21 protein-coding genes and 1 tRNA gene are annotated in these 18683 nt (G+C 65.4%); 18 read left to right on the top strand and 4 right to left on the bottom strand.

Features of this window, described 5'->3' with window-relative positions; translation table 11 throughout:
• Positions 1 to 46 precede the first annotated feature (46 nt).
• A complete protein-coding gene (locus tag AC1RKE_RS00840) occupies positions 47 to 499 on the top strand; it encodes a hypothetical protein (protein ID WP_227975961.1) in 453 nt (150 codons plus the stop codon).
• Positions 496 to 804, top strand: a complete 309-nt coding sequence (locus AC1RKE_RS00835) for a transcriptional regulator (RefSeq protein WP_227975960.1) — start codon at positions 496 to 498, stop codon at positions 802 to 804. Before AC1RKE_RS00840 ends, AC1RKE_RS00835 begins: the two co-directional genes overlap by 4 nt.
• Here AC1RKE_RS00835 and AC1RKE_RS00830 read toward each other — a convergent pair.
• Positions 790 to 1560 carry a pseudouridine synthase gene (locus AC1RKE_RS00830; protein WP_152950537.1) on the bottom strand — a complete coding sequence of 257 codons (771 nt, stop codon included), beginning with the start codon at positions 1558 to 1560 and terminating at the stop codon, positions 790 to 792. The genes AC1RKE_RS00835 and AC1RKE_RS00830 overlap by 15 nt on opposite strands.
• A gap of 421 nt (positions 1561 to 1981) precedes the next feature.
• On the opposite strand from AC1RKE_RS00830, the gene AC1RKE_RS00825 reads away from it, so the two are divergent.
• Positions 1982 to 2383, top strand: coding sequence for a hypothetical protein (locus tag AC1RKE_RS00825; RefSeq protein WP_007445689.1), 402 nt, complete (start codon positions 1982 to 1984; stop codon positions 2381 to 2383).
• Here the strand turns inward: AC1RKE_RS00825 and AC1RKE_RS00820 are convergent, their stop codons facing one another.
• Complete coding sequence (locus AC1RKE_RS00820) at positions 2384 to 3037, bottom strand: DUF938 domain-containing protein (RefSeq protein ID WP_054766975.1); 654 nt, start codon at positions 3035 to 3037, stop codon at positions 2384 to 2386. It lies immediately after the preceding gene.
• A gap of 132 nt (positions 3038 to 3169) precedes the next feature.
• Between AC1RKE_RS00820 and AC1RKE_RS00815 the strand changes: the two genes are divergently transcribed.
• From AC1RKE_RS00815 to AC1RKE_RS00780, 8 genes are all read left to right on the top strand, one after another.
• Positions 3170 to 3304 carry a hypothetical protein gene (locus AC1RKE_RS00815; RefSeq protein WP_255478917.1) on the top strand — a complete coding sequence of 45 codons (135 nt, stop codon included), beginning with the start codon at positions 3170 to 3172 and terminating at the stop codon, positions 3302 to 3304.
• 95 nt (positions 3305 to 3399) lie between these two features.
• Positions 3400 to 4734, top strand: a complete 1335-nt coding sequence (locus AC1RKE_RS00810; protein ID WP_191554085.1) for a hemolysin family protein — start codon at positions 3400 to 3402, stop codon at positions 4732 to 4734.
• Between the two features lie 96 nt (positions 4735 to 4830).
• Positions 4831 to 4906 (top strand) — tRNA-Trp (locus AC1RKE_RS00805).
• A gap of 70 nt (positions 4907 to 4976) precedes the next feature.
• Complete coding sequence (gene secE, locus AC1RKE_RS00800) at positions 4977 to 5276, top strand: preprotein translocase subunit SecE (RefSeq protein ID WP_182714526.1); 300 nt, start codon at positions 4977 to 4979, stop codon at positions 5274 to 5276.
• Positions 5277 to 5289: 13 nt separating this feature from the next.
• Positions 5290 to 5865, top strand: a complete 576-nt coding sequence (gene nusG, locus AC1RKE_RS00795) for a transcription termination/antitermination protein NusG (RefSeq protein ID WP_054765997.1) — start codon at positions 5290 to 5292, stop codon at positions 5863 to 5865.
• Between the two features lie 360 nt (positions 5866 to 6225).
• Positions 6226 to 6657: a 50S ribosomal protein L11 gene (gene rplK / locus AC1RKE_RS00790; protein ID WP_054765996.1), complete on the top strand. Its 432-nt coding sequence runs from the start codon at positions 6226 to 6228 to the stop codon at positions 6655 to 6657.
• Positions 6658 to 6661: 4 nt separating this feature from the next.
• Complete coding sequence (rplA, locus tag AC1RKE_RS00785) at positions 6662 to 7351, top strand: 50S ribosomal protein L1 (protein WP_054765995.1); 690 nt, start codon at positions 6662 to 6664, stop codon at positions 7349 to 7351.
• Between the two features lie 117 nt (positions 7352 to 7468).
• A complete protein-coding gene (locus AC1RKE_RS00780; RefSeq protein ID WP_348684376.1) occupies positions 7469 to 7996 on the top strand; it encodes a DUF2059 domain-containing protein in 528 nt (175 codons plus the stop codon).
• A gap of 78 nt (positions 7997 to 8074) precedes the next feature.
• Here the strand turns inward: AC1RKE_RS00780 and AC1RKE_RS00775 are convergent, their stop codons facing one another.
• A complete protein-coding gene (locus AC1RKE_RS00775) occupies positions 8075 to 8683 on the bottom strand; it encodes an NAD(P)-dependent oxidoreductase (protein ID WP_348684377.1) in 609 nt (202 codons plus the stop codon).
• A 52-nt stretch (positions 8684 to 8735) separates the two neighbouring features.
• Here AC1RKE_RS00775 and AC1RKE_RS00770 point away from each other — a divergent pair, with 52 nt between their 5' ends.
• From AC1RKE_RS00770 to rplL, 5 genes are all read left to right on the top strand, one after another.
• Positions 8736 to 9146: a winged helix-turn-helix transcriptional regulator gene (locus AC1RKE_RS00770; protein ID WP_183217165.1), complete on the top strand. Its 411-nt coding sequence runs from the start codon at positions 8736 to 8738 to the stop codon at positions 9144 to 9146.
• 89 nt (positions 9147 to 9235) lie between these two features.
• Entirely contained in the window at positions 9236 to 10321 is a 1086-nt protein-coding gene (locus tag AC1RKE_RS00765; protein ID WP_348684378.1) for an AI-2E family transporter, read from the top strand.
• A gap of 161 nt (positions 10322 to 10482) precedes the next feature.
• Positions 10483 to 10944, top strand: a complete 462-nt coding sequence (locus AC1RKE_RS00760; protein WP_054765991.1) for an NUDIX hydrolase — start codon at positions 10483 to 10485, stop codon at positions 10942 to 10944.
• Between the two features lie 303 nt (positions 10945 to 11247).
• Positions 11248 to 11763 carry a 50S ribosomal protein L10 gene (gene rplJ / locus AC1RKE_RS00755; RefSeq protein ID WP_054765990.1) on the top strand — a complete coding sequence of 172 codons (516 nt, stop codon included), beginning with the start codon at positions 11248 to 11250 and terminating at the stop codon, positions 11761 to 11763.
• A gap of 62 nt (positions 11764 to 11825) precedes the next feature.
• A complete protein-coding gene (rplL, locus tag AC1RKE_RS00750) occupies positions 11826 to 12212 on the top strand; it encodes a 50S ribosomal protein L7/L12 (protein ID WP_152950534.1) in 387 nt (128 codons plus the stop codon).
• 124 nt (positions 12213 to 12336) lie between these two features.
• Here the strand turns inward: rplL and AC1RKE_RS00745 are convergent, their stop codons facing one another.
• Positions 12337 to 13254, bottom strand: a complete 918-nt coding sequence (locus tag AC1RKE_RS00745) for a CE1 family esterase (RefSeq protein ID WP_348684379.1) — start codon at positions 13252 to 13254, stop codon at positions 12337 to 12339.
• Between the two features lie 124 nt (positions 13255 to 13378).
• Between AC1RKE_RS00745 and AC1RKE_RS00740 the strand changes: the two genes are divergently transcribed.
• Together AC1RKE_RS00740 and rpoB are read left to right on the top strand one after the other, a co-directional pair.
• Positions 13379 to 14059, top strand: a complete 681-nt coding sequence (locus tag AC1RKE_RS00740) for a type 1 glutamine amidotransferase domain-containing protein (RefSeq protein WP_054765988.1) — start codon at positions 13379 to 13381, stop codon at positions 14057 to 14059.
• A gap of 370 nt (positions 14060 to 14429) precedes the next feature.
• Entirely contained in the window at positions 14430 to 18545 is a 4116-nt protein-coding gene (gene rpoB / locus AC1RKE_RS00735) for a DNA-directed RNA polymerase subunit beta (RefSeq protein ID WP_183217176.1), read from the top strand.
• Positions 18546 to 18683 lie beyond the last annotated feature (138 nt).

Raw genomic sequence — 18683 nt, 5'->3', positions numbered from 1 at the left:
TGGAAAGTCTCCATCATTTTCCATTGTGGAAAGTGAGAAAGCCGCCATGTCCCAGAACGACCCTGAAACCCACGAACAGATGCTGGCCGAGATCCGGCGTTCCCAGGACCTGGTGCGCGAGCGCGTCGGCAAGAGTTCCTGGTCCTATGACCTCGTCTATTCGGCGGTCGCGGCCGCCTTTGTCGGCGGCCAGGCTGCGCCGATGCCCTTCAACGTATTGGCCTCGGCAGCAGCGACCCTGGCCTTCGCCATCCTTTGGCGGCGATGGTCCGAGAAGACCGGCGTCAGCGTCACCGGCCTGTCGCCACGCCGCGCACGCTGGATCGCCATCGCCCTGGGCGTCGTCTTCCTCGTTCTGGCCCTGGCCAGCGTCTATTATGGACGGACGGGCCAGTATGTCTGGGTTCTGCCGCTGATTGCCGCCGCCTTTGTCCTCGCTCTGGTCTTCTCGCGCCTTTGGATGCGGGTTTATCGCGCAGAAACGGTGACGCGACCGTGAGCGCCCCGGTCCTGGACGCCGTCATCCACGCCCCCGGCCGTCTGCAGATCTGCGCCATGCTGTCGGCGGCGGACGAGGTCGAGTTCGGCGTGGTCCGCGACGGGATCGGCGTGTCCGATTCCGTCATGTCCAAACACGTCAAACAGCTGGAAGAGGCCGGCTATGTGAAGCTGCGCAAGGCGGCCTTGGGCGGGCGGCAGCGCACCTGGCTGGCGCTGACGGGGTCGGGGCGCAAGGCCTTCGCCGACCATGTGGCGGAGCTGACCCGCTTGGCCGGTTTGGCGGGCGTATCAGTTCCCGGCTGACTGCCGGATCAGCGCCTCGCGCTCGTCCGGCGTCAGGTGACGCCATCGGCCCTCGGGCAGGTCGCCCAGCAACAGCGGCCCCACGCGGATGCGGTACAGGTCTGTGACCTCCAGCCCGACCAGTTCGCACATTCGGCGGATCTGGCGGTATTTGCCTTCGGTCAGGATGAAGCGCAGTCGCTGGGGTTCGATCTGGGTGACGCGGGCGGGCTTCAGCGGCTTGCCGTTCAGCTCCAGTCCGTGGCGCAGCTTGCCCAGCTTGGCCTCGGTGATCTGGCCGTCGACGACCACCAGATATTCCTTGTCCAGTTCGGACTGCGGCCCGATCACCGCCTTGGCCACCACCCCGTCCGACGACAGCAGCAGCAGGCCGCGCGAATCCTCGTCCAGCCGGCCGATCGGGGGCAGGGAGGCGTCGCGCGCCGGGACCTCGCCCTCGCCGACGCGGTTGGGGGCCTTCAACAGCCGCACGGCCGGGATCTTGCCGGGATCAGGCTGGCCCGAGACATAGCCGACCGGCTTGTGCAGCAGTATGGTCATGCCCGCCGCCAGGGCCGACTGGGCCGTGTCGTTCAGGGTCAGGGTCTGGCCCGGCTCGATCTTGCGGCCTGCGTCTCGCACCACCTCTCCGTCGATGGTCACCAGTCCGTCTGCGATCAGGCTCTCGGCCTCCCGGCGCGAACAGACGCCGGTCTGGCCCAGCCACTTGTTGATCCGGACCGGCGCGTCGCCGTCATAGGTGCGGGAAAAAGCCATTACGGTCCGTCGTCAAAGGATGCGGCTGTCTAGAGCATGACCGCTTCGGACGGAACCGCGAAGCCGTTCCTCCTCACCGCATCAGGCTCCAGGCGGGGCGGCCGTATGAGAAAATCGCGGGGGTCGTGAATGACCATGATCAGGACGTTCCGAGCCGGCGAAGGTTGATATTGCCGACGATCCGACTATATCAGACCTCATTCCACAAACGATGCAGATTGCGGGGCGGCCACGGCCGATCCCGATCATTTTCGTTTCTCTGGAAATTTTCCAGAAGCGTCTTCGGATTCGGCGACGCGATCTGATGACATATTGAAATTGAAAAGGAGACGTCTTGTACGCACAACGTAAATCTTCCTCCGGTCCTCGTCGTTCGAGCTATAGTCGTCCCGTGCCCACCCGTCTTCGGATGGGGTTGGTGATGCGCCGGGACATGGACTTCGGTGAAATGGGCGATGTCGAGGGCGCACTGCGGGCTGAAGGCGTGGGACTGGCGCCCATTTCGACCGGCGACGCCAGTTTGGTTGCGGGCGGGGTGACGGTCTTGGCGACCGCAACCGCATCCGACATCGCCGAGGGGCGTTTGAAGGGTTTGATCGTGCCGGGCGGCGCGCAGGACGCGACGGGCCTGGCGGCCGTTCGGGCTCTGATCGATCTGGCGCGGGCAAACCAACTGCCCGTGATCGCATTCGCCGACGGCGTGGATGTGGCGGCCGATCGTTTCGGCGTGGCCGCACAGGCGCCCGGCGCCCTGTTCAACGGCGAACAGGTCCAGCTGGTGAACGCCCGTCCGGATCTGGCGGCCGTGGTCGCCGCCCTCTGATCAGGCGCGCCTGAACAGCAGCATCAGATTGTTCGACGGCATCTGGACCCGGCGCGTCGCGACCAGCCCCTGCGACCGGGCCAGATCCTCCACGTCCTCGCGCGCCCTCAAGCCCCAGCTCGGGTTTCGCGCCTTCAGACTCTCGTCGAAGGCGGCGTTCGACGGGGACAGGGGGAGGTCGGCCTCGCGATAGGGGCCGTAAAGCGCCAAGAGACCGCCGGGGCCGCGCAGCATCCGTCCCGCCAGAACCATCAGCCCCTCGGTCGCCGACCAGGGGCTGATGTGCGCCATGTTCGCGCAATAGACCGCATCCCAAGCCGTTTCGGGACCCGCCGTCGGGGGCCATGTCGCCGGGTCGGCGGCGTCCAGCGGAAGGGGCTTCCGCAGATTCGACGGTCCATCCCGCCGCCAGGCGTCGATGCTGTCGCGCGCCTCACGGCTCGGATCACTGGGCGTCCAGGTCACGCCGGGAAGGGCGCAGGCGAAGATCAGGGCGTGCTCGCCCGATCCGGCGGCGACCTCCAGCACGCGGCCTTTCTTGGGCATATGGGCCTTCAGCACGCCGAGAATCGGCGCGGCGTTGCGACGCGCCGCCGGAGAGGACAGGGCGCCGGGCGGAAGGGCGGCGCCGTCTGTGGCGACGAGGGAATCCATGGTCTGCATCTCGATCCTGTAGACGCCGCTCGGGCTGTGGCGTCTCTTTTTCGCTTCCGGCGGGTGTCGGCTTGAACCAAATCTTAATCCATCGTTTATGACGGTCGTCAGTATTAAGCGATTGGTAACCTTATGCGACGCGCGCTTCGCACCGGACTGTTCATCGGCACGCTTTTGGGCATGAGCGCCTGCGCCGGCGCCCATGACGCCGGTCGCGCCTCGACGTCCGGCGCCTATGGGGCGATAGAGGTCGGCCGGACCGGCTGAAGATCAAGGAAAACGTGGCGTCGCGCGCCAACCTGTCATAGTATAGGCGCGCGGACGCCGAATGTCGCGCCGCGTCGGTCCCCAAAAACCCCTAGATGTTACTCATCGCTATTGCCGTCGTTCTGCTCCTTGTGGTGCTCAACGGCCTGTTCGCCATGACCGAGTTGGCCGTGGTCTCCTCGCGAAAATCCCGCCTCCAAAGCCGGGCTGAAAAAGGCGATCGCGGGGCGCGCAAGGCGCTGAAACTGTCAGAGGAGCCGACGCAGTTCCTGTCGGCGGTCCAGGTGGGCATCACCCTGATCGGCATTCTGGCCGGCGCCTATGGTCAGGCCACCATCGCCGCCGAACTGGACCATATTCTGGAAGTCAGCTTCCCGGCCCTGTCGGCCTACACGGAAATCGTGTCCACGGCCCTGGTCGTGGTCTGCATCACCTATGTTTCGCTGATCGTCGGCGAACTGGTGCCCAAGCGGCTGGCCCTCATCTTCCCTGAAACCATTGCGGCGAAGATGGCCGCGCCCATCTCCACCCTGGCCGTCGCTCTGAAACCTTTTGTTCTGCTGCTGACGGCCTCGACCTCGGGCATTCTGAAGATTCTGGGCGTCAAGGATCGTGACGGTTCGGACGTCACCCAGGAAGAGGTGGCGACGATCCTGGCCGAAGGCACCTCCGCTGGCCTGATCGAGCCCGAAGAACAGGTGATGATCGAGGAAATCCTGCGCCTGGGCGACCGGCCCGTGCGGGTGGCCATGACGCCGCGCCACGAAGTCTTCTGGATCGCCCTGGACGATCCCGAGGCGGTGTTGCGCGAAGAGATCCGCACCTGCCCCTATTCCCGGATCGTGGTGGCGCGTGAGAGCGACGTCGATAATCCCCTTGGGGTGGTGCACAAGAAGGATCTGCTGGACGCCCTGCTGACCGACGGCACGTTCGACATCGAACCCCTGGTGGCCGAACCGGCCTTTATTCCCCAATCGACCTCGGTCCTGAAGGCCCTGGAGATCCTGAAGGGGTCCCGGGTTCATATGGCCTTCATCGTCGATGAGTTCGGCGCCTTCGAAGGCGTCGTCACCGCCACCGACATTCTGGAAATGATCGCGGGCGACTTCAACGAGGGCCACGATGAAGACGACGCCTGGATTCATCAGCGCCCAGACGGCAGCTGGCTGGTGGACGGACAGACCGATCTCGACGATCTCGCCGATACCCTGGGCGAGGACTTCGGCGAGCATGAGGGTTTCCACACCGTCGCGGGCCTGATTCTGCATCAGATTTCGCGCGTCCCGGACGAGGGCGAGATTCTGCAGGTCGGCCGATTCGAGGTCGAGGTGGTCGATATGGACGACCGCCGCATCGACAAGCTGATCTTCAAGGAACTGGTGAAGGCCGAGGCCGAGCGGGAAGCCATCGCCGCCCATCTGGAAGACTGAAGCGGAACTGCGACATCGCCCTTGAAATGACGGGCGGCGTGGGGCATACGCCCCCCTCTGGCGAACGCGCGGGCCGGACGGTTCGCGCGATTGTCTAGGAGTTTAGCTCAGCTGGTAGAGCACCGGTCTCCAAAACCGGGGGTCGTGGGTTCGAGTCCCCCAACTCCTGCCAATCCCCCCTGTCGCTTCCGGATGGGACTACCCATCTGGGGCGACAGGAACAATTGTGTGAAGAGCAACTGATGGCCAAGGCCAAATCACCCGGCAAGCGGCCCCAGGCCGGCTCCAAGCCCCAGGCCGTCGCGGCCGGCGCCACCGTCGTCGTCGATCCGATCGAGCCCAAGAAGCCCCGCACCAGCCCGGCGCAGTTCTTCAGCCAGGTTCGCGCCGAGGGCCGCAAGATCGTCTGGCCGACCCGCAAGGAGACCTGGATCACCTCGGTGATGGTCTTCATCATGGTGGTGATCGCCTCGATCTTCTTCTGGGTCGTGGACACCGGCCTTGGTTTCGCCTTCCGCTACATCATCGCTCTCGGATCCTGAGAAAGACGCGCCCATGACCGATGCAGCGCCCGCAAAGCCCGCCAACCCGCGCCACAAATGGTATATCGTCAACGCCTACTCGAACTTCGAGAAGAAGGTGGCGGAGCAACTGCGTGAGCAGGCCAAGCAACAGGGGCTGGAAGACGCCTTCTCCGAAATCCTGGTGCCGACCGAGGATGTCGTCGAGATCCGTCGCGGCCGCAAGGTGAACTCGGAACGCAAGTTCTTCCCCGGCTATGTGCTGGTGAAGATGGAAATGACCGACCAGGCTTATCACCTGGTCAAGAACACGCCGAAGGTCACCGGCTTCCTGGGCGCCGCTGGCGGCACCAAGCCCCTGCCGGTCTCGGAACGTGAGGTCCAGAACATCATCGGCCAGGTGGAAGAGGGCGTCGAACGTCCCAAGCCCACCATCCGCTTCGACATCGGCGAGAAGGTCAAGGTCATCGACGGTCCGTTCGCCAGCTTCGACGGCTCGGTCGAGAGCGTCGACGAAGAACAGGCCCGCCTGCGCGTCGCCGTCTCCATCTTCGGCCGCGCCACGCCGGTCGAGCTGGAATACGGCCAGGTGGAGAAGGTCGCGGGCTGAAGCCGCGCCCCTGCCGGGATTTGAAGCCGCGTCCGACTGGGCGCGGCTTTTTTGTTGTGGCGTGTGGATCGTTTCCCGCCGTCATCCTCGGGCTTGATCCGAGGATCGGATCGTCAGTCGCATTGCGCCTCGGACGACGCACAGCCCGATCCGCATCCGGACTTCGGGTAAAGCCCGAGACGACGAAGCGGGGGATGGGAGCGCCAGTCGCGTTTGCCTTTCCAGCCCCGCTCTGTTACACGCGCGCCTTCGCTCGGCGGGCCTCGGCTCGTGGAGCGTCAAATCCGTGGGAGGCCGCCATGCCGCACCACGGCTCACCGGCTCGTCGTTCGTTCGTCGGGTCATTCATAGGAGAGACCAATGGCCAAGAAGATTCTCGGCTATATCAAGCTGCAAGTGCCGGCCGGTTCGGCCACGCCTTCGCCCCCGATCGGCCCGGCGCTGGGTCAGCGCGGCGTGAACATCATGGGCTTCTGCAAGGAGTTCAATGCGCGCACCGAGAAGGAAGCCAAGGGCACCCCGCTTCCGACCGTCATCACCGTCTATCAGGACAAGTCGTTCACCTTCGTCACCAAGACGCCGCCGGCGACCTGGTACCTGAAGCAGGCCACCGGCCTGAAGTCGGGCTCCAAGCTGGTCGGCCGTGAAGTGGCCGGCAAGATCACCGTGGCCCAGCTGCGCGAGATCGCCGAGAAGAAGATGAAGGATCTGAACGCCAACGACCTGGACGCGGCGACCAAGATCATCGAAGGCTCCGCCCGCGCGATGGGCCTCGAAGTGGTGGAGGGCTAAGCACATGGCCAAGCAAACCAAGGCCCAGAAGGCCCGCACCGGCGTCACCCAAGACCTGCTGCCTTTCTCCGACGCCATCAAGCTGGCCAAGGAAAACGCCAAGGCCAAGTTCGACGAGTCCCTGGAAATCGCCGTCAACCTGGGCGTCGATCCGCGTCACGCCGACCAGCAGGTCCGCGGTGTGGTCAACCTGCCGTCCGGCACCGGCCGTGACGTCCGCGTCGCCGTCTTCGCCAAGGACGCCAAGGCCGCTGAAGCCGTCGCGGCCGGCGCCGAGCACGTCGGCGCCGAAGACCTGTACGAGAAGATCGCCGGCGGCTTCATGGAGTTCGACCGCGTGATCGCCTCGCCGGACATGATGGCCCTGGTCGGCCGTCTGGGTAAGGTGCTGGGCCCGCGCGGCCTGATGCCGAACCCCAAGGTCGGCACCGTGACCCCGAACGTCGCCCAGGCCGTCAAGGACGCCAAGGGCGGCGCGGTCGAGTTCCGCGTCGAGAAGGCGGGCATCGTCCACGCCGGCGTCGGCAAGGTCTCCTTCACCCAGGAAGCTCTGGAGGCCAACGTCAAGGCCATCGTGGACGCCCTGGTCCGCGCCAAGCCGTCGGGCGCCAAGGGCACCTATGTGAAGCGCATCAGCCTGTCGTCGACGATGGGCCCGGGCTTCAAGGTCGATCCGGCCTCGCTGGGCGCCTAAGCCGTCTGCGTCGAAAGACGATCGGTATCGAAGAGCGGCGGGGAGCGATCCCCGCCGCTTTTTTCTTGTCTCTAACCGGACGGCCCGGCAGGGTGGGCGTCTAACCGGGGGTTTAGGATGAGACACTTTTTCGGCGGGCTGATGTTGGCCCTGACACTGTTCTGCGCGCCGGCCGCCCTGGCCGAGACGCGCGATGACGGCGCGGCGCGGCTGGCGCTCGCAAACAAGTTCGTCTCCTTGATGCAAGGAGAGGAACTGGGCGCCGCCCTAAGTCAGATGACGTCGATGATGATGCCCGCCGAGCTCGAAGGCATGTCCGAAGATGAGGCCGCCAAGTTCCGTGCGGTCATGGGGGAGGTGACGGCTCGCATGATGCCGCGCATGTTCGAGGCCATGGCGCCGATCTACGCCGACATCTTCACCCTGGAAGAACTCCAGGCCCTGGTCGACTTCTATCAGAGCGACGTCGGCCGCTCCATGGTGACCAAGAGCTATCAAGCCGCGCCGCGTTTGGCGGAGGCGGTCCAGGCGATCATGCCGGAAATCATGGCCGAGATGGGCAATGTGCTCTGCGACGAGTTCGAATGCACAGCCGAACAGCGCCGTGAAATGAAGGCGGCGATGTCCCAGGCCGTTGGGCGGTGACTTTCGGGCGACGATCACGGGGACTGTTTCATCTGTGACCTGGAAGACGGCGGCGGATCAAGACCCGCCGCCCAGCCCTCAATAGGCCGCCGTGAAACGCGATCGCGAATGGTTGTGCTGCTCCAACTCATCCACCATGGCGATGGCGTAGTCGGCGAAGCTGATGCGGCTCTGTCCGTCGGCGTCGACGATCAACCGATCGGTTCCCGTGCGGAAGACGCCCAGGCGCGGTCCTTCCTCGATGAAGGCCGCAGGGGAGAAGAAGGTCCAGTCGGTTTCGGTCTCGCCCCGCAGATCCTCCAGGAAGGCGACGCCGGGCAGGGCGTAGGGTTTGAATTCTTCCGGAAAATCGGGAGTGTCGATCAGGCGAAGACCGGGCGCGACCTCCAGGCTGCCCGCGCCGCCGGTGACCAGAAGGCGCGGCACGCCCGCAGTCTTCAGCGCCTGCAGCAGGGTCTCGGCCTTGATGTCGTGGTGCAGGGCGCTGATTACGGCGTCGCATCCCCTGATGAGGTTCGCCAGGGCCGCAGCGTCCGAGGCGTCGCCCCCAAGCGCCGTCACGCCGGGCGCTACGGGAATGGCTTCCGGCTTGCGGGCGATCGCCACGACTGAATGGCCGCGAGAGGCCAGCTCCTTGGTGATTTCCGATCCGGCGCGACCGCTGGCGCCCAAGACTGCGATCTTCATGAAAGTCTCCATAGGTTTCCAATGGAGACCAGGTGCGTTATGGAAATCGGCTATGCAAGACGGCACCTTTCTCTCACCTGGTCACCCACTGGAAACCCGACTGCGCGGCGACGTCTTTTGCGCCGCCTGTCCGACGCGCCAGCTGCTGGATCGGATCGCCGACAAATGGAGCACCCTGATCCTGATCGTCCTGGGCGACGGGCCGATGCGTTTCAATGCGCTGAGGCATAGGATCGACGGCGTGTCCCAAAAGATGTTGAGCCAGACCCTGAAGGCCCTGGAGCGCGACGGGCTGGTCTCCCGATCAGTCGCGCCGACCGTGCCGGTCTCCGTAACCTACGCCATGACGCCCCTGGGCCGATCGCTTCTGGCGGCTCTGCAGTCGATGATAGACTGGGCGGAGACCCATATGGACGAGGTGGAGGCGGCCCAGGCCGCCTATGACGGGCGCGACCGTCCCTGAGTTCCACGGACCTGGTCGAACTCTTTTCGTCATCGCTTCGAACGGCGCCGGTCCGGTGGCGTTGTAGGCAGGCGAAACAAGGGAAGCGAATGTTCGGTTTGGGAAGAGCGGCGCACGGCGCGTCGGCGAATGAGGGCGGACGCGATCCCTGGAGGGGAAGGCTGGCCTTCGGCGCCGTGATGCTGGTGGGCGTCTATTTCGCAGGCCAGTTGATTGTCACGCTACACACCCTATGGTTGTTGATTTTCGGTGCAATACTGGCTGCGGTCGTTCTGAGGGCCCTAGCCGACCCCATCGTCCGGTGGTTCAAGCTGCCCGATCCGGCTGCGGTTCTGCTGTCCCTGTTGATCGTCATTTCGATCCTGGCGGGGGTTCTGACCCTCTTTGGCGCCCAGATCGCCGAACAGATCGCGGCCCTTGTGGCGGTGCTGCCTCAGGGCTGGGATCGGGTGCAGTCCTGGATCCAGGCCCAGCCCTACGCCGCCCAACTGCTGGACCAGCTGAAGAGTCTGGGCGGACAGACGGGGCAGGCGCTGCAAGTGGCGCAGAAGTTCGCAATGGGCTTCGCCTCCGGGGCCACCACCTTGGTTCTGGTGATGGTGGCCGGGGTTTTCCTGGCCATCGAGCCCGCCAAATCGCGCGAGGGACTTCTGTCCCTGGCTCCCAAGACTCACCGGCCGCGCCTGCGCGAGGTGCTGGACAGCTGCGGCCGCGCCTTGAAGGGCTGGTTGAAGGCGCAGCTGTTCTCCATGGTGCTGGTCGGGGTCTTGACGGGGACGGGACTGGCGCTGATCGGCGTGCCCTCGGCGGTGGGTCTGGGGCTGCTGACGGGCGTGGCGCAGTTCGTGCCGATCGTCGGCCCCATCGTCTCCACCATCCCGGCGGTCCTGGTGGGCGCGACCCAGGGCTGGGAGACCGCCTTGATGACCCTGGGGCTTTACGTCGCCGTTTCCCAGCTGGAGAGCAACTTCATCACCCCCATGGTGCAGAAGAACGTCGCCAATCTGCCGGTGGTCCTGGGCATCTTCGCCGTCGTGGGCATAGGTACGCTTTTCGGGCCGCTGGGGGTCCTGTTCGCAACGCCCCTGGCCCTGGTTCTGCACACCGTCATCACCATGATTTACCGACAGGACATTCTGGGCGACGAGGAGGCGACGGCGCCTGGCCAAACCTGATTCCTTATCGGGCTTACCAGTGTCTTGACGCCGCTTGCCGGATGACGTTTGGGGAGATGTGGTCGATCGACCGTCTTGGTACGGATGGTCGGGCGAGCCGGCGACGAGACAAGGGGTCTCGACCGGTCTTTCGGCCTTCTGCGGTGGAAGGGATCTGACGTATGGCCAGCGGAGCCAAGCGCACGGCGCGCTCGGAAATGCGTCAGGTGGCGGCCCTGCCCTGGCGGGTAGAGGAGGGCGAGCGCCGAATCCTCATGATCACGTCGCGCCAGACCGGACGCTGGGTCATACCCAAGGGCGGCCGTATGGCCGGCAAGACCGACGCCCAGGCGGCGGTGCAGGAGGCTCTGGAGGAGGCGGGCGTCAAGGGGGCGGTCGAAGACGCGCCCATCGGCGTCTTTCGCTACGCCAAGACCCTGAAGGACGGTGGGCAGCGCAAATGCGTGGTCTCCGTCTATCCGCTGCAGGTGCTGATCCAGCTCGGAGCCTGGCCTGAGGACCATCAGCGCCAGCGGCGATGGATGACGCCGCAAGCCGCGGCGGCGGCGGTCAACGAACCGGATCTGGCGGCCTTGATCCTCGAATTCGCCGCAACCCTGCCGACGGACGAACAGCCGGCTTGATTTCGCCGGGCCGCGCCTGTATGAGCGCGCCTTCCCGTCACAGGTTCACGCCTTTGACGGTCCTGTCCGAGAACTTCGGGGCGTGGGGGTCACCCAGGCCGTAACTGTCAGAGAGCCCTCTGGCGCCGTGGGGAGATGGGGACGCGACCTTGCCGATGTCAGCCCGCATTCCGGGACGGACGCCGTCAGACGCATCCTTCGGACAATACGACCGGCCTGAACGCTTCGCAGCCATGCGCGGCGCTTTGGCCAATCCGTCGTCGGGAATAAGCCCGGCGGCGAATACCAAGACTGGAGACCGCAATGGACCGCGCACAAAAGGCCGAGTCGATCGAGACGCTCAAGGGCGTATTCGCCGACGCCGGCTCCGTGGTCGTGACCCACAACCTGGGTCTGACCGTTGCGGAAATGGAAGATCTGCGCGGCCGTCTTCGCAAAGAAGGCGGCGCGTTCAAGGTGGTCAAGAACCGCCTGGCGCTGAAGGCGCTCGAAGCCGAAGAAGGCAGCGGCTACCACGGCCTGTTCAAGGGCCCCGTGGGCATCGCCTATGCCGAGAACCCCGGTACGGCCGCCAAGGTCGCCACCGAGTTCGCCAAGGCCAATGATCGCTTCAAGATCATCGGCGGCTTCATGGGCGAAACCGTCGTCGATCAGAAGGGTGTCGAGGCTCTCTCGAAACTCCCGACGCTCGACGAAGTCCGCGCTCAGCTCATCGGCCTGCTCAATGCGCCCGCGACCAAGGTCGCCGGCGTGCTGCAAGCGCCCGCTGGTCAGCTGGCTCGCGTGTTCAACGCCTACGCCACCAAGGAAGCCGCGTAAGCGGCGGACCCTTTCATCTCTGCATCACTCTCTAAAACCAATCCTCCGAAGGAAAACTGACAATGGCTGACCTCGCCAAGATCGTCGAAGACCTGTCCGCCCTGACCGTTCTGGAAGCCGCTGAACTGTCCAAGCTGCTCGAAGAAAAGTGGGGCGTCTCTGCTGCTGCTCCTGTCGCCATGGCCATGCCGGCCGGCGGCGGCGCCGCTGCTCCGGCTGAAGCCGCCGAAGAGCAAACCGAGTTCACCGTCGTCCTGGTCGACGGCGGCGACAAGAAGATCAACGTCATCAAGGAAGTCCGCGGCGTCCGTTCGGACCTGGGTCTGAAGGAAGCCAAGGACCTGGTCGAAGGCGCTCCGCAGAACGTCGTCGAGAACGTCTCCAAGCAACAAGCCGACGAGATCGCCAAGAAGCTGACGGAAGCCGGCGCCAAGGTCCAGATCAAGTAATCTGGGTCTCAGCTCCGCTGAAGATCGGAAAGGCCCGGCGGGAAACCGCCGGGCTTTTTTGTTGGCCTACCGCGCTTCGCGCTGCTTGAGGCCCGTGAGCGCTATGGCTGGGGCCTAGTCCGTATCAGTTCTGCGGGCGTGTCCGCGCGGCGAAGAAGGCCCACATGGCGTCGTTGTCGGCGACCCAGCTGTGGCCCCCGCCGGCGGTGATGCGGCCGACGACGTCGGCGCCGTCTCGGCAGGCGGCATAGCCTTCTTCATAGACCTGGGCCGTGACCCAGACGGTGGGACGCGGGGCCGCGCAGCCGTTCAACTGGGCCCAGCGCTGTTCGGCCGCATGCATGGTGTAGCTCCAATATGGGGCGCCGCCGCCCTGGATCGGATTGGTGGTGTCGGCGTCGCCGGCGAAGGCCATCACCGGCATGGGGCGCGACGGCCGGCAGGTGGCGGGATCAGGGCGCTGAGGATCACGCCGATCGGGCCGTCCGGCGCGCAGCCCGACCACGGGAGCGATGGCGGCGAACCGGTCCGCGGCCGCGCAGCCCAGCCAGGAGGTCATCCGGCCGCCGCCCGACAGGCCGGTCGCATAGACCCTGGACGGGTCAATACAGCCCTGATCGGCCAGGGCGTCGATGGTCTCGGTCATGAAGGCGACATCGTCGGCGTCGTTCGGGCCGGGAATCGTCCCCGCTATGGTGGGCACGCCCGGCACGTTCCAGACGAAGCCGCGCTCCACCGGAATGCCGCCGTCGGGCGCAATGACGATGAAGCCGTGCCGATCCGCCGTCTCGGCCAAACCCGAGGACGCCAGAATTTCGGCGCCCGTGCCGCCGCTGCCGTGCAGCAGAAAGATCAGGGGAGCGGGGCGGTTCGGGTCAAATCCGCGCGGCGTATGAAGCTGAACCGTCCGACCGTTCGGACCCAGGGCCAGGGCGCGGGTCGTTCCGGCCGGCGCCAGGCCGCAATCGGCCCGAGCGGCTGAAGCCGACGCCAATACACCCATCACAAGAGGCAGGGCCAGGGCCGCGATCCACGCTCTCATCCGTCCGTCTCCATTGGGGGCAGGGAAGGGGGCAGGCTTGCCCCAGGCCGACAGGCGTCGCAAGCGCGGCCTTGGCGGATCGGTTCGGCTTCCCATCTGTTACGCCTGAAAAGGAGCCCCCGAAATGAAGATCCTGATGGTGCTGACCTCGCACGACCAGCTCGGCGACACCGGCAAGAAGACCGGTTTCTGGCTGGAGGAACTGGCCGCCCCCTATTATGCGCTCAAGGACGCCGGGGCCGAGATCGTCCTGGCCTCGCCCAAGGGCGGTCAGCCGCCGCTGGACCCCAAGAGCGACGATCCCGACGCACAGACCGAGGACACGCGCCGCTTCAAGGCCGATGCCGAGGCCCAGGCCGCCCTGGGCTCGACCGTCGAACTGTCGTCGGTCAAGGCCGAGGATTTCGACGCGGTCTTCTATCCGGGCGGCCACGGACCGCTGTGGGACCTCGCCAACGATCCGGCCTCAATCGCCCTGATCGAAGCCTTCGCCAAGGCGGACAAGCCGACGGGCTTGGTCTGCCACGCGCCGGGCGTTCTGAAGTCGGTCAACGGTCCGGACGGACAGCCCTTGGTCAACGGCCGCAAGGTCACGGGCTTCACCAATACCGAGGAGGAGGCTGTCGGCCTGACGGCCGTGGTGCCCTTCCTGGTCGAGAACGTGCTGAGCGCCAACGGCGGCGACTATTCGCGCGGCCCCGACTGGGGCTCCCATGTCGTCGTGGACGGCAAGCTGGTTACCGGTCAGAATCCCGCCTCCTCGCGCGACGCGGCGGAGGCCCTGCTGCAACTGCTGAAGTCCTGAGACCTAGGGCCGTCAGAGCCCATCCAGGGCGGCGACTCGCCGGTCCGTCAATCCGCCTTAGACGCCTTGGCGAAGGGGCGCGAAAATATGGGGCAGGGGCCTTTATTTCGCCGCGGAAGCGAGTATATGTCCGCGTTCCGCAACACTCCTAAAGAGTCTGCGCGCAAGCGCCGAGGCCCGGTCCGTCGCCCTCCGACCGGAGCGAAGGCGCGGCTCCTTCCCCAGGGAGCCGGTACATTTCAGGCGTCCTGGCCCGGCAGCGGGTCGAGGGTGGACGCCGAAAACCTGGCTGCGGACGCTGAAAACGCGCGCCGTGGCTGCTGCATTTCGCGCGCGACTTCCCCGGGTCGTGCGTCATGGGAAACACTGAATGACTGACGTCGCCCACGATCTCGCCATCAACGGTCAGATCGCTTCCGCCACTTCGTTCACCGGCAAGAAGCGCATCCGCAAATCCTTCGGACGTATTCCCGAAGCGGTGCAGATGCCGAACCTGATCGAGGTCCAGCGCGCCTCCTACGAGCAGTTCCTGCAACGCGAGGTCCGTCCGGGCCAGCGCAAGGAGCAGGGCATCGAGGCGGTCTTCAAGTCGGTGTTCCCGATCAAGGACTTCAACGAACGCGCCATCCTGGAATACGTCTCCTACGAGTTCGAAGATCCGAAGTACGACGTCGAGGAGTGCATTCAGCGCGACATGACCTATGCCGCGCCGCTGAAGGTCAAGCTGCGCCTGATCGTCTTTGAGACCGACGAGGAAACGGGAGCCCGTTCGGTCAAGGACATCAAGGAGCAGGACGTCTACATGGGCGACATCCCGCTCATGACGGACAAGGGCACCTTCATCGTCAACGGCACCGAGCGCGTGATCGTCTCGCAGATGCACCGTTCGCCGGGCGTCTTCTTCGACCACGACAAGGGCAAGACGCACAGCTCGGGCAAGCTGCTGTTCGCCGCGCGCGTCATCCCCTACCGCGGCTCCTGGCTGGACTTCGAGTTCGACGCCAAGGACGTGGTCTATGTCCGCATCGACCGCCGCCGCAAGCTGCCGGCCACGACCTTCCTGATGGGTCTGGGCATGGACGGCGAAGAGATCCTGAAGACCTTCTACGAGACCGTGCCTTACGAGAAGCGCGGCGAGGGCTGGGTCACCCCGTACAAGGCCGAGCGCTGGCGCGGCGTGAAGCCGGAGTTCGACCTGATCGACGCCGACACCGGCGAAGTGGTCGCCCAGGCAGGCCAGAAAATCAGCGCCCGCGCCGCCAAGAAGCTGGGTGAAACGGTCAAGTCGCTGTCGCTGGCCGCCGACGCCCTGGTGACCAAGTATCTGGCGAACGACGCCGTCAACTTCGAGACCGGCGAAATCTTCGCCGAAGCCGGCGACGAGCTGGACGCCGCCACCATCGCGGTGCTGGAAGAGAACGGCTTCACCACCATCGAGGTGCTCGACATCGACCACGTCACGGTCGGCGCCTATATGCGCAACACCCTGCGCATCGACAAGAACGACAACCGCGAGGACGCCCTGTTCGACGTCTATCGCGTGATGCGTCCGGGCGAGCCGCCCACCCCGGAAGCCGCCGAAGCCATGTTCAACTCGCTGTTCTTCGACAGCGAGCGCTACGACCTGTCGGCCGTGGGCCGGGTCAAGATGAACATGCGTCTGGAGACTCCCGAGGTCTCGGACGAGATCCGCGTCCTGCGCAAGGAGGACGTGCTGAAGGTGTTGCAGATCCTGGTCGGGCTGAAGGACGGCCGCGGCGAGATCGACGACATCGACAACCTGGGCAACCGCCGGGTCCGTTCGGTCGGCGAACTGCTGGAGAACCAGTACCGCGTCGGCCTGCTGCGGATGGAGCGCGCCATCAAGGAGCGCATGTCCTCGGTCGATATCGACACGGTCATGCCGCACGACCTGATCAACGCCAAGCCGGCCGCCGCCGCGGTTCGCGAATTCTTCGGCTCGTCGCAGCTGTCGCAGTTCATGGACCAGACGAACCCGCTGTCGGAAATCACCCACAAGCGTCGTTTGTCGGCGCTTGGCCCGGGCGGTCTGACGCGTGAGCGCGCGGGCTTCGAAGTCCGCGACGTCCACCCGACCCACTATGGCCGCATCTGCCCGATCGAAACGCCGGAAGGCCCGAACATCGGCCTGATCAACTCCCTGGCCACCCACGCCCGCGTCAACAAGTACGGCTTCATCGAGAGCCCGTACCGCCGCGTGAAGGACGGCAAGGCCCAGGGCGAGGTGGTCTACATCTCCGCCATGGAGGAGTCGAAGTACACGATCGCCCAGGCGAACATCGAACTGAAGGACGGGGTGATCGTCGAGGACCTGGTCCCCGGCCGGATCAACGGCGAATCCCAGCTCCTGAACAAGGACGCGGTGGACATGATGGACGTGTCGCCGAAACAGGTCGTTTCGGTCGCCGCCGCCCTGATCCCGTTCCTCGAAAACGACGACGCCAACCGCGCACTGATGGGCGCGAACATGCAGCGTCAGGCCGTGCCTCTGGTGCAGTCCGACGCGCCCCTGGTCGGCACCGGCATGGAAGCGGTCGTGGCCGTGGACTCCGGCGCCGTCGTGGTCGCCCGGCGTGACGGCGTCGTCGAACAGATCGACGGCACCCGGATCGTCGTGCGCGCCACCGGCGAGGTGGACGCCGCCCGCTCGGGCGTCGACATCTACCGGCTGTCGAAGTTCCAGCGTTCGAACCAGTCGACCTGCATCAACCAGCGCCCGATCGTGCGCGTGGGCGATGCGGTGAAGGCCGGCGACGTGATCGCCGACGGTCCGTCGACGGACCTGGGCGAACTGGCCCTGGGACGCAACGCCCTGGTCGCCTTCATGCCCTGGAACGGCTACAACTTCGAAGACTCCATCCTGATCTCCGAGCGCATCGTGCGCGACGACGTCTTCACCTCCATCCACCTCGAGGAGTTCGAGGTGATGGCGCGGGATACGAAGCTCGGGCCGGAAGAAATCACCCGCGACATCCCCAACGTCGGCGAGGAAGCCCTGCGCAACCTCGACGAGGCGGGCATTGTGGCCATCGGCGCCGAGGTCCAGCCGGGCGACATCCTGGTCGGCAAGGTGACGCCGAAGGGTGAGTCGCCCATGACCCCGGAAGAGAAGCTGCTGCGCGCCATCTTCGGCGAGAAGGCTTCCGACGTGCGCGACACCTCCCTGCGCCTGCCGCCCGGCGTCGCCGGCACGATCGTCGACGTCCGCGTCTTCAACCGTCACGGCGTGGACAAGGATGAACGCGCCCTGGCCATCGAACGCGCCGAGATCGAACGCCTGGGCAAGGACCGCGACGACGAGCTCAAGATCCTGGAGCGCAACGTCTACGGCCGTCTGAAGCCGCTGCTGCTGGGCAAGACCGCCGTGTCGGGTCCGAAGGGCATCGGTCGCGGCGAGCTGACCGAAGAGAAGCTGGCCGAGGTCAGCCGCGGCCTGTGGTGGCAGATCGCCCTGGACGACGAAAAGGCCATGGGCGAGCTGGAGGCGATGAAGCGCCAGTTCGAGGACGCGCGTAAGCAACTGGACCGTCGTTTCGAAGACAAGGTCGAGAAGCTGCAACGCGGCGACGAACTGCCCCCCGGCGTGATGAAGATGGTCAAGGTCTTCGTGGCCGTGAAGCGCAAGCTTCAGCCCGGCGACAAGATGGCCGGCCGTCACGGCAACAAGGGCGTCATCTCCAAGATCCTGCCGATCGAGGACATGCCGCACCTGGAAGACGGCACCCACGTGGACGTGGTTCTGAACCCGCTGGGCGTGCCGTCGCGCATGAACATCGGCCAGATCTTCGAAACCCACCTGGGTTGGGCCGCCGCCGGCCTGGGCAAGCAGATCTCCGGTCTGCTGGAAGCCTGGCAGCAGGGTGGACAGAAGCAGGCTCTGATCGATCGTCTGACCGAAATCTACGGCCCGGAAACCCCGCTGCCGGAAGACGAGGAAGAGCTGATCGAACTGGCGAAGAACCTGTCCAAGGGCGTGCCCTTCGCGACTCCGGTCTTCGACGGCGCGCACATCGGCGACATCGAGCGTCTGTTGGAAGAGGCCGGCCTGCACAAGTCGGCCCAGTCGATCCTGTACGACGGTCAGACCGGCGAGCAGTTCAAGCGTCCGGTCACGGTCGGCTACATCTATATGCTGAAGCTGCACCACCTGGTCGACGACAAGATCCACGCCCGCTCGATCGGCCCGTACTCGCTGGTCACCCAGCAGCCGCTGGGCGGCAAGGCGCAGTTCGGCGGTCAGCGCTTCGGGGAAATGGAGGTCTGGGCTCTGGAAGCCTACGGCGCCGCCTACACCCTGCAGGAGATGCTGACGGTGAAGTCCGACGACGTGGCCGGCCGGACCAAGGTCTACGAGGCCATCGTCCGCGGCGACGACAGCTTCGAGGCCGGCATTCCCGAGAGCTTCAACGTGCTCATCAAGGAAATGCGTTCGCTGGGTCTGAACGTGGAGCTGGAGAACAGCTGAGGCGCGTAGCGCCTCAGAGTGGCGAGTAATGAGTGGCGAGTGGCGAGTGAAGAAATTCAGCGTCGCCCTTGCCCTTCTTCCTCGCCACTCACCACTCGCCACTCGCCACTAAGTTTTTCGCGGTCTCCGACCGCAGCA

The sequence above is a fragment of the Brevundimonas sp. GW822-FHT03E11 genome, assembly GCF_058801445.1.
This window is presented reverse-complemented; position numbering and strand designations above follow the sequence as displayed.

Excerpts from the sequence above, each read along its gene's own strand:
- rplK (WP_054765996.1), top strand. The coding sequence starts at position 6,226 with ATGGCCAAGAAGATTCTCGGCTATATCAAGCTGCAAGTGCCGGCCGGT.
- AC1RKE_RS00810 (WP_191554085.1), top strand. The coding sequence starts at position 3,400 with ATGTTACTCATCGCTATTGCCGTCGTTCTGCTCCTTGTGGTGCTCAAC.
- rplL (WP_152950534.1), top strand. The coding sequence starts at position 11,826 with ATGGCTGACCTCGCCAAGATCGTCGAAGACCTGTCCGCCCTGACCGTT.
- AC1RKE_RS00815 (WP_255478917.1), top strand. The coding sequence starts at position 3,170 with ATGCGACGCGCGCTTCGCACCGGACTGTTCATCGGCACGCTTTTGGGC.
- AC1RKE_RS00760 (WP_054765991.1), top strand. The coding sequence starts at position 10,483 with ATGGCCAGCGGAGCCAAGCGCACGGCGCGCTCGGAAATGCGTCAGGTG.
- AC1RKE_RS00780 (WP_348684376.1), top strand. The coding sequence starts at position 7,469 with ATGAGACACTTTTTCGGCGGGCTGATGTTGGCCCTGACACTGTTCTGC.
- AC1RKE_RS00740 (WP_054765988.1), top strand. The coding sequence starts at position 13,379 with ATGAAGATCCTGATGGTGCTGACCTCGCACGACCAGCTCGGCGACACC.
- secE (WP_182714526.1), top strand. The coding sequence starts at position 4,977 with ATGGCCAAGGCCAAATCACCCGGCAAGCGGCCCCAGGCCGGCTCCAAG.
- AC1RKE_RS00770 (WP_183217165.1), top strand. The coding sequence starts at position 8,736 with ATGCAAGACGGCACCTTTCTCTCACCTGGTCACCCACTGGAAACCCGA.
- AC1RKE_RS00840 (WP_227975961.1), top strand. The coding sequence starts at position 47 with ATGTCCCAGAACGACCCTGAAACCCACGAACAGATGCTGGCCGAGATC.
- AC1RKE_RS00820 (WP_054766975.1), bottom strand. The coding sequence starts at position 3,037 with ATGGATTCCCTCGTCGCCACAGACGGCGCCGCCCTTCCGCCCGGCGCC.
- AC1RKE_RS00825 (WP_007445689.1), top strand. The coding sequence starts at position 1,982 with ATGCGCCGGGACATGGACTTCGGTGAAATGGGCGATGTCGAGGGCGCA.
- AC1RKE_RS00765 (WP_348684378.1), top strand. The coding sequence starts at position 9,236 with ATGTTCGGTTTGGGAAGAGCGGCGCACGGCGCGTCGGCGAATGAGGGC.
- AC1RKE_RS00775 (WP_348684377.1), bottom strand. The coding sequence starts at position 8,683 with ATGAAGATCGCAGTCTTGGGCGCCAGCGGTCGCGCCGGATCGGAAATC.
- rpoB (WP_183217176.1), top strand. The coding sequence starts at position 14,430 with ATGACTGACGTCGCCCACGATCTCGCCATCAACGGTCAGATCGCTTCC.
- AC1RKE_RS00830 (WP_152950537.1), bottom strand. The coding sequence starts at position 1,560 with ATGGCTTTTTCCCGCACCTATGACGGCGACGCGCCGGTCCGGATCAAC.
- AC1RKE_RS00745 (WP_348684379.1), bottom strand. The coding sequence starts at position 13,254 with ATGAGAGCGTGGATCGCGGCCCTGGCCCTGCCTCTTGTGATGGGTGTA.
- rplJ (WP_054765990.1), top strand. The coding sequence starts at position 11,248 with ATGGACCGCGCACAAAAGGCCGAGTCGATCGAGACGCTCAAGGGCGTA.
- rplA (WP_054765995.1), top strand. The coding sequence starts at position 6,662 with ATGGCCAAGCAAACCAAGGCCCAGAAGGCCCGCACCGGCGTCACCCAA.
- nusG (WP_054765997.1), top strand. The coding sequence starts at position 5,290 with ATGACCGATGCAGCGCCCGCAAAGCCCGCCAACCCGCGCCACAAATGG.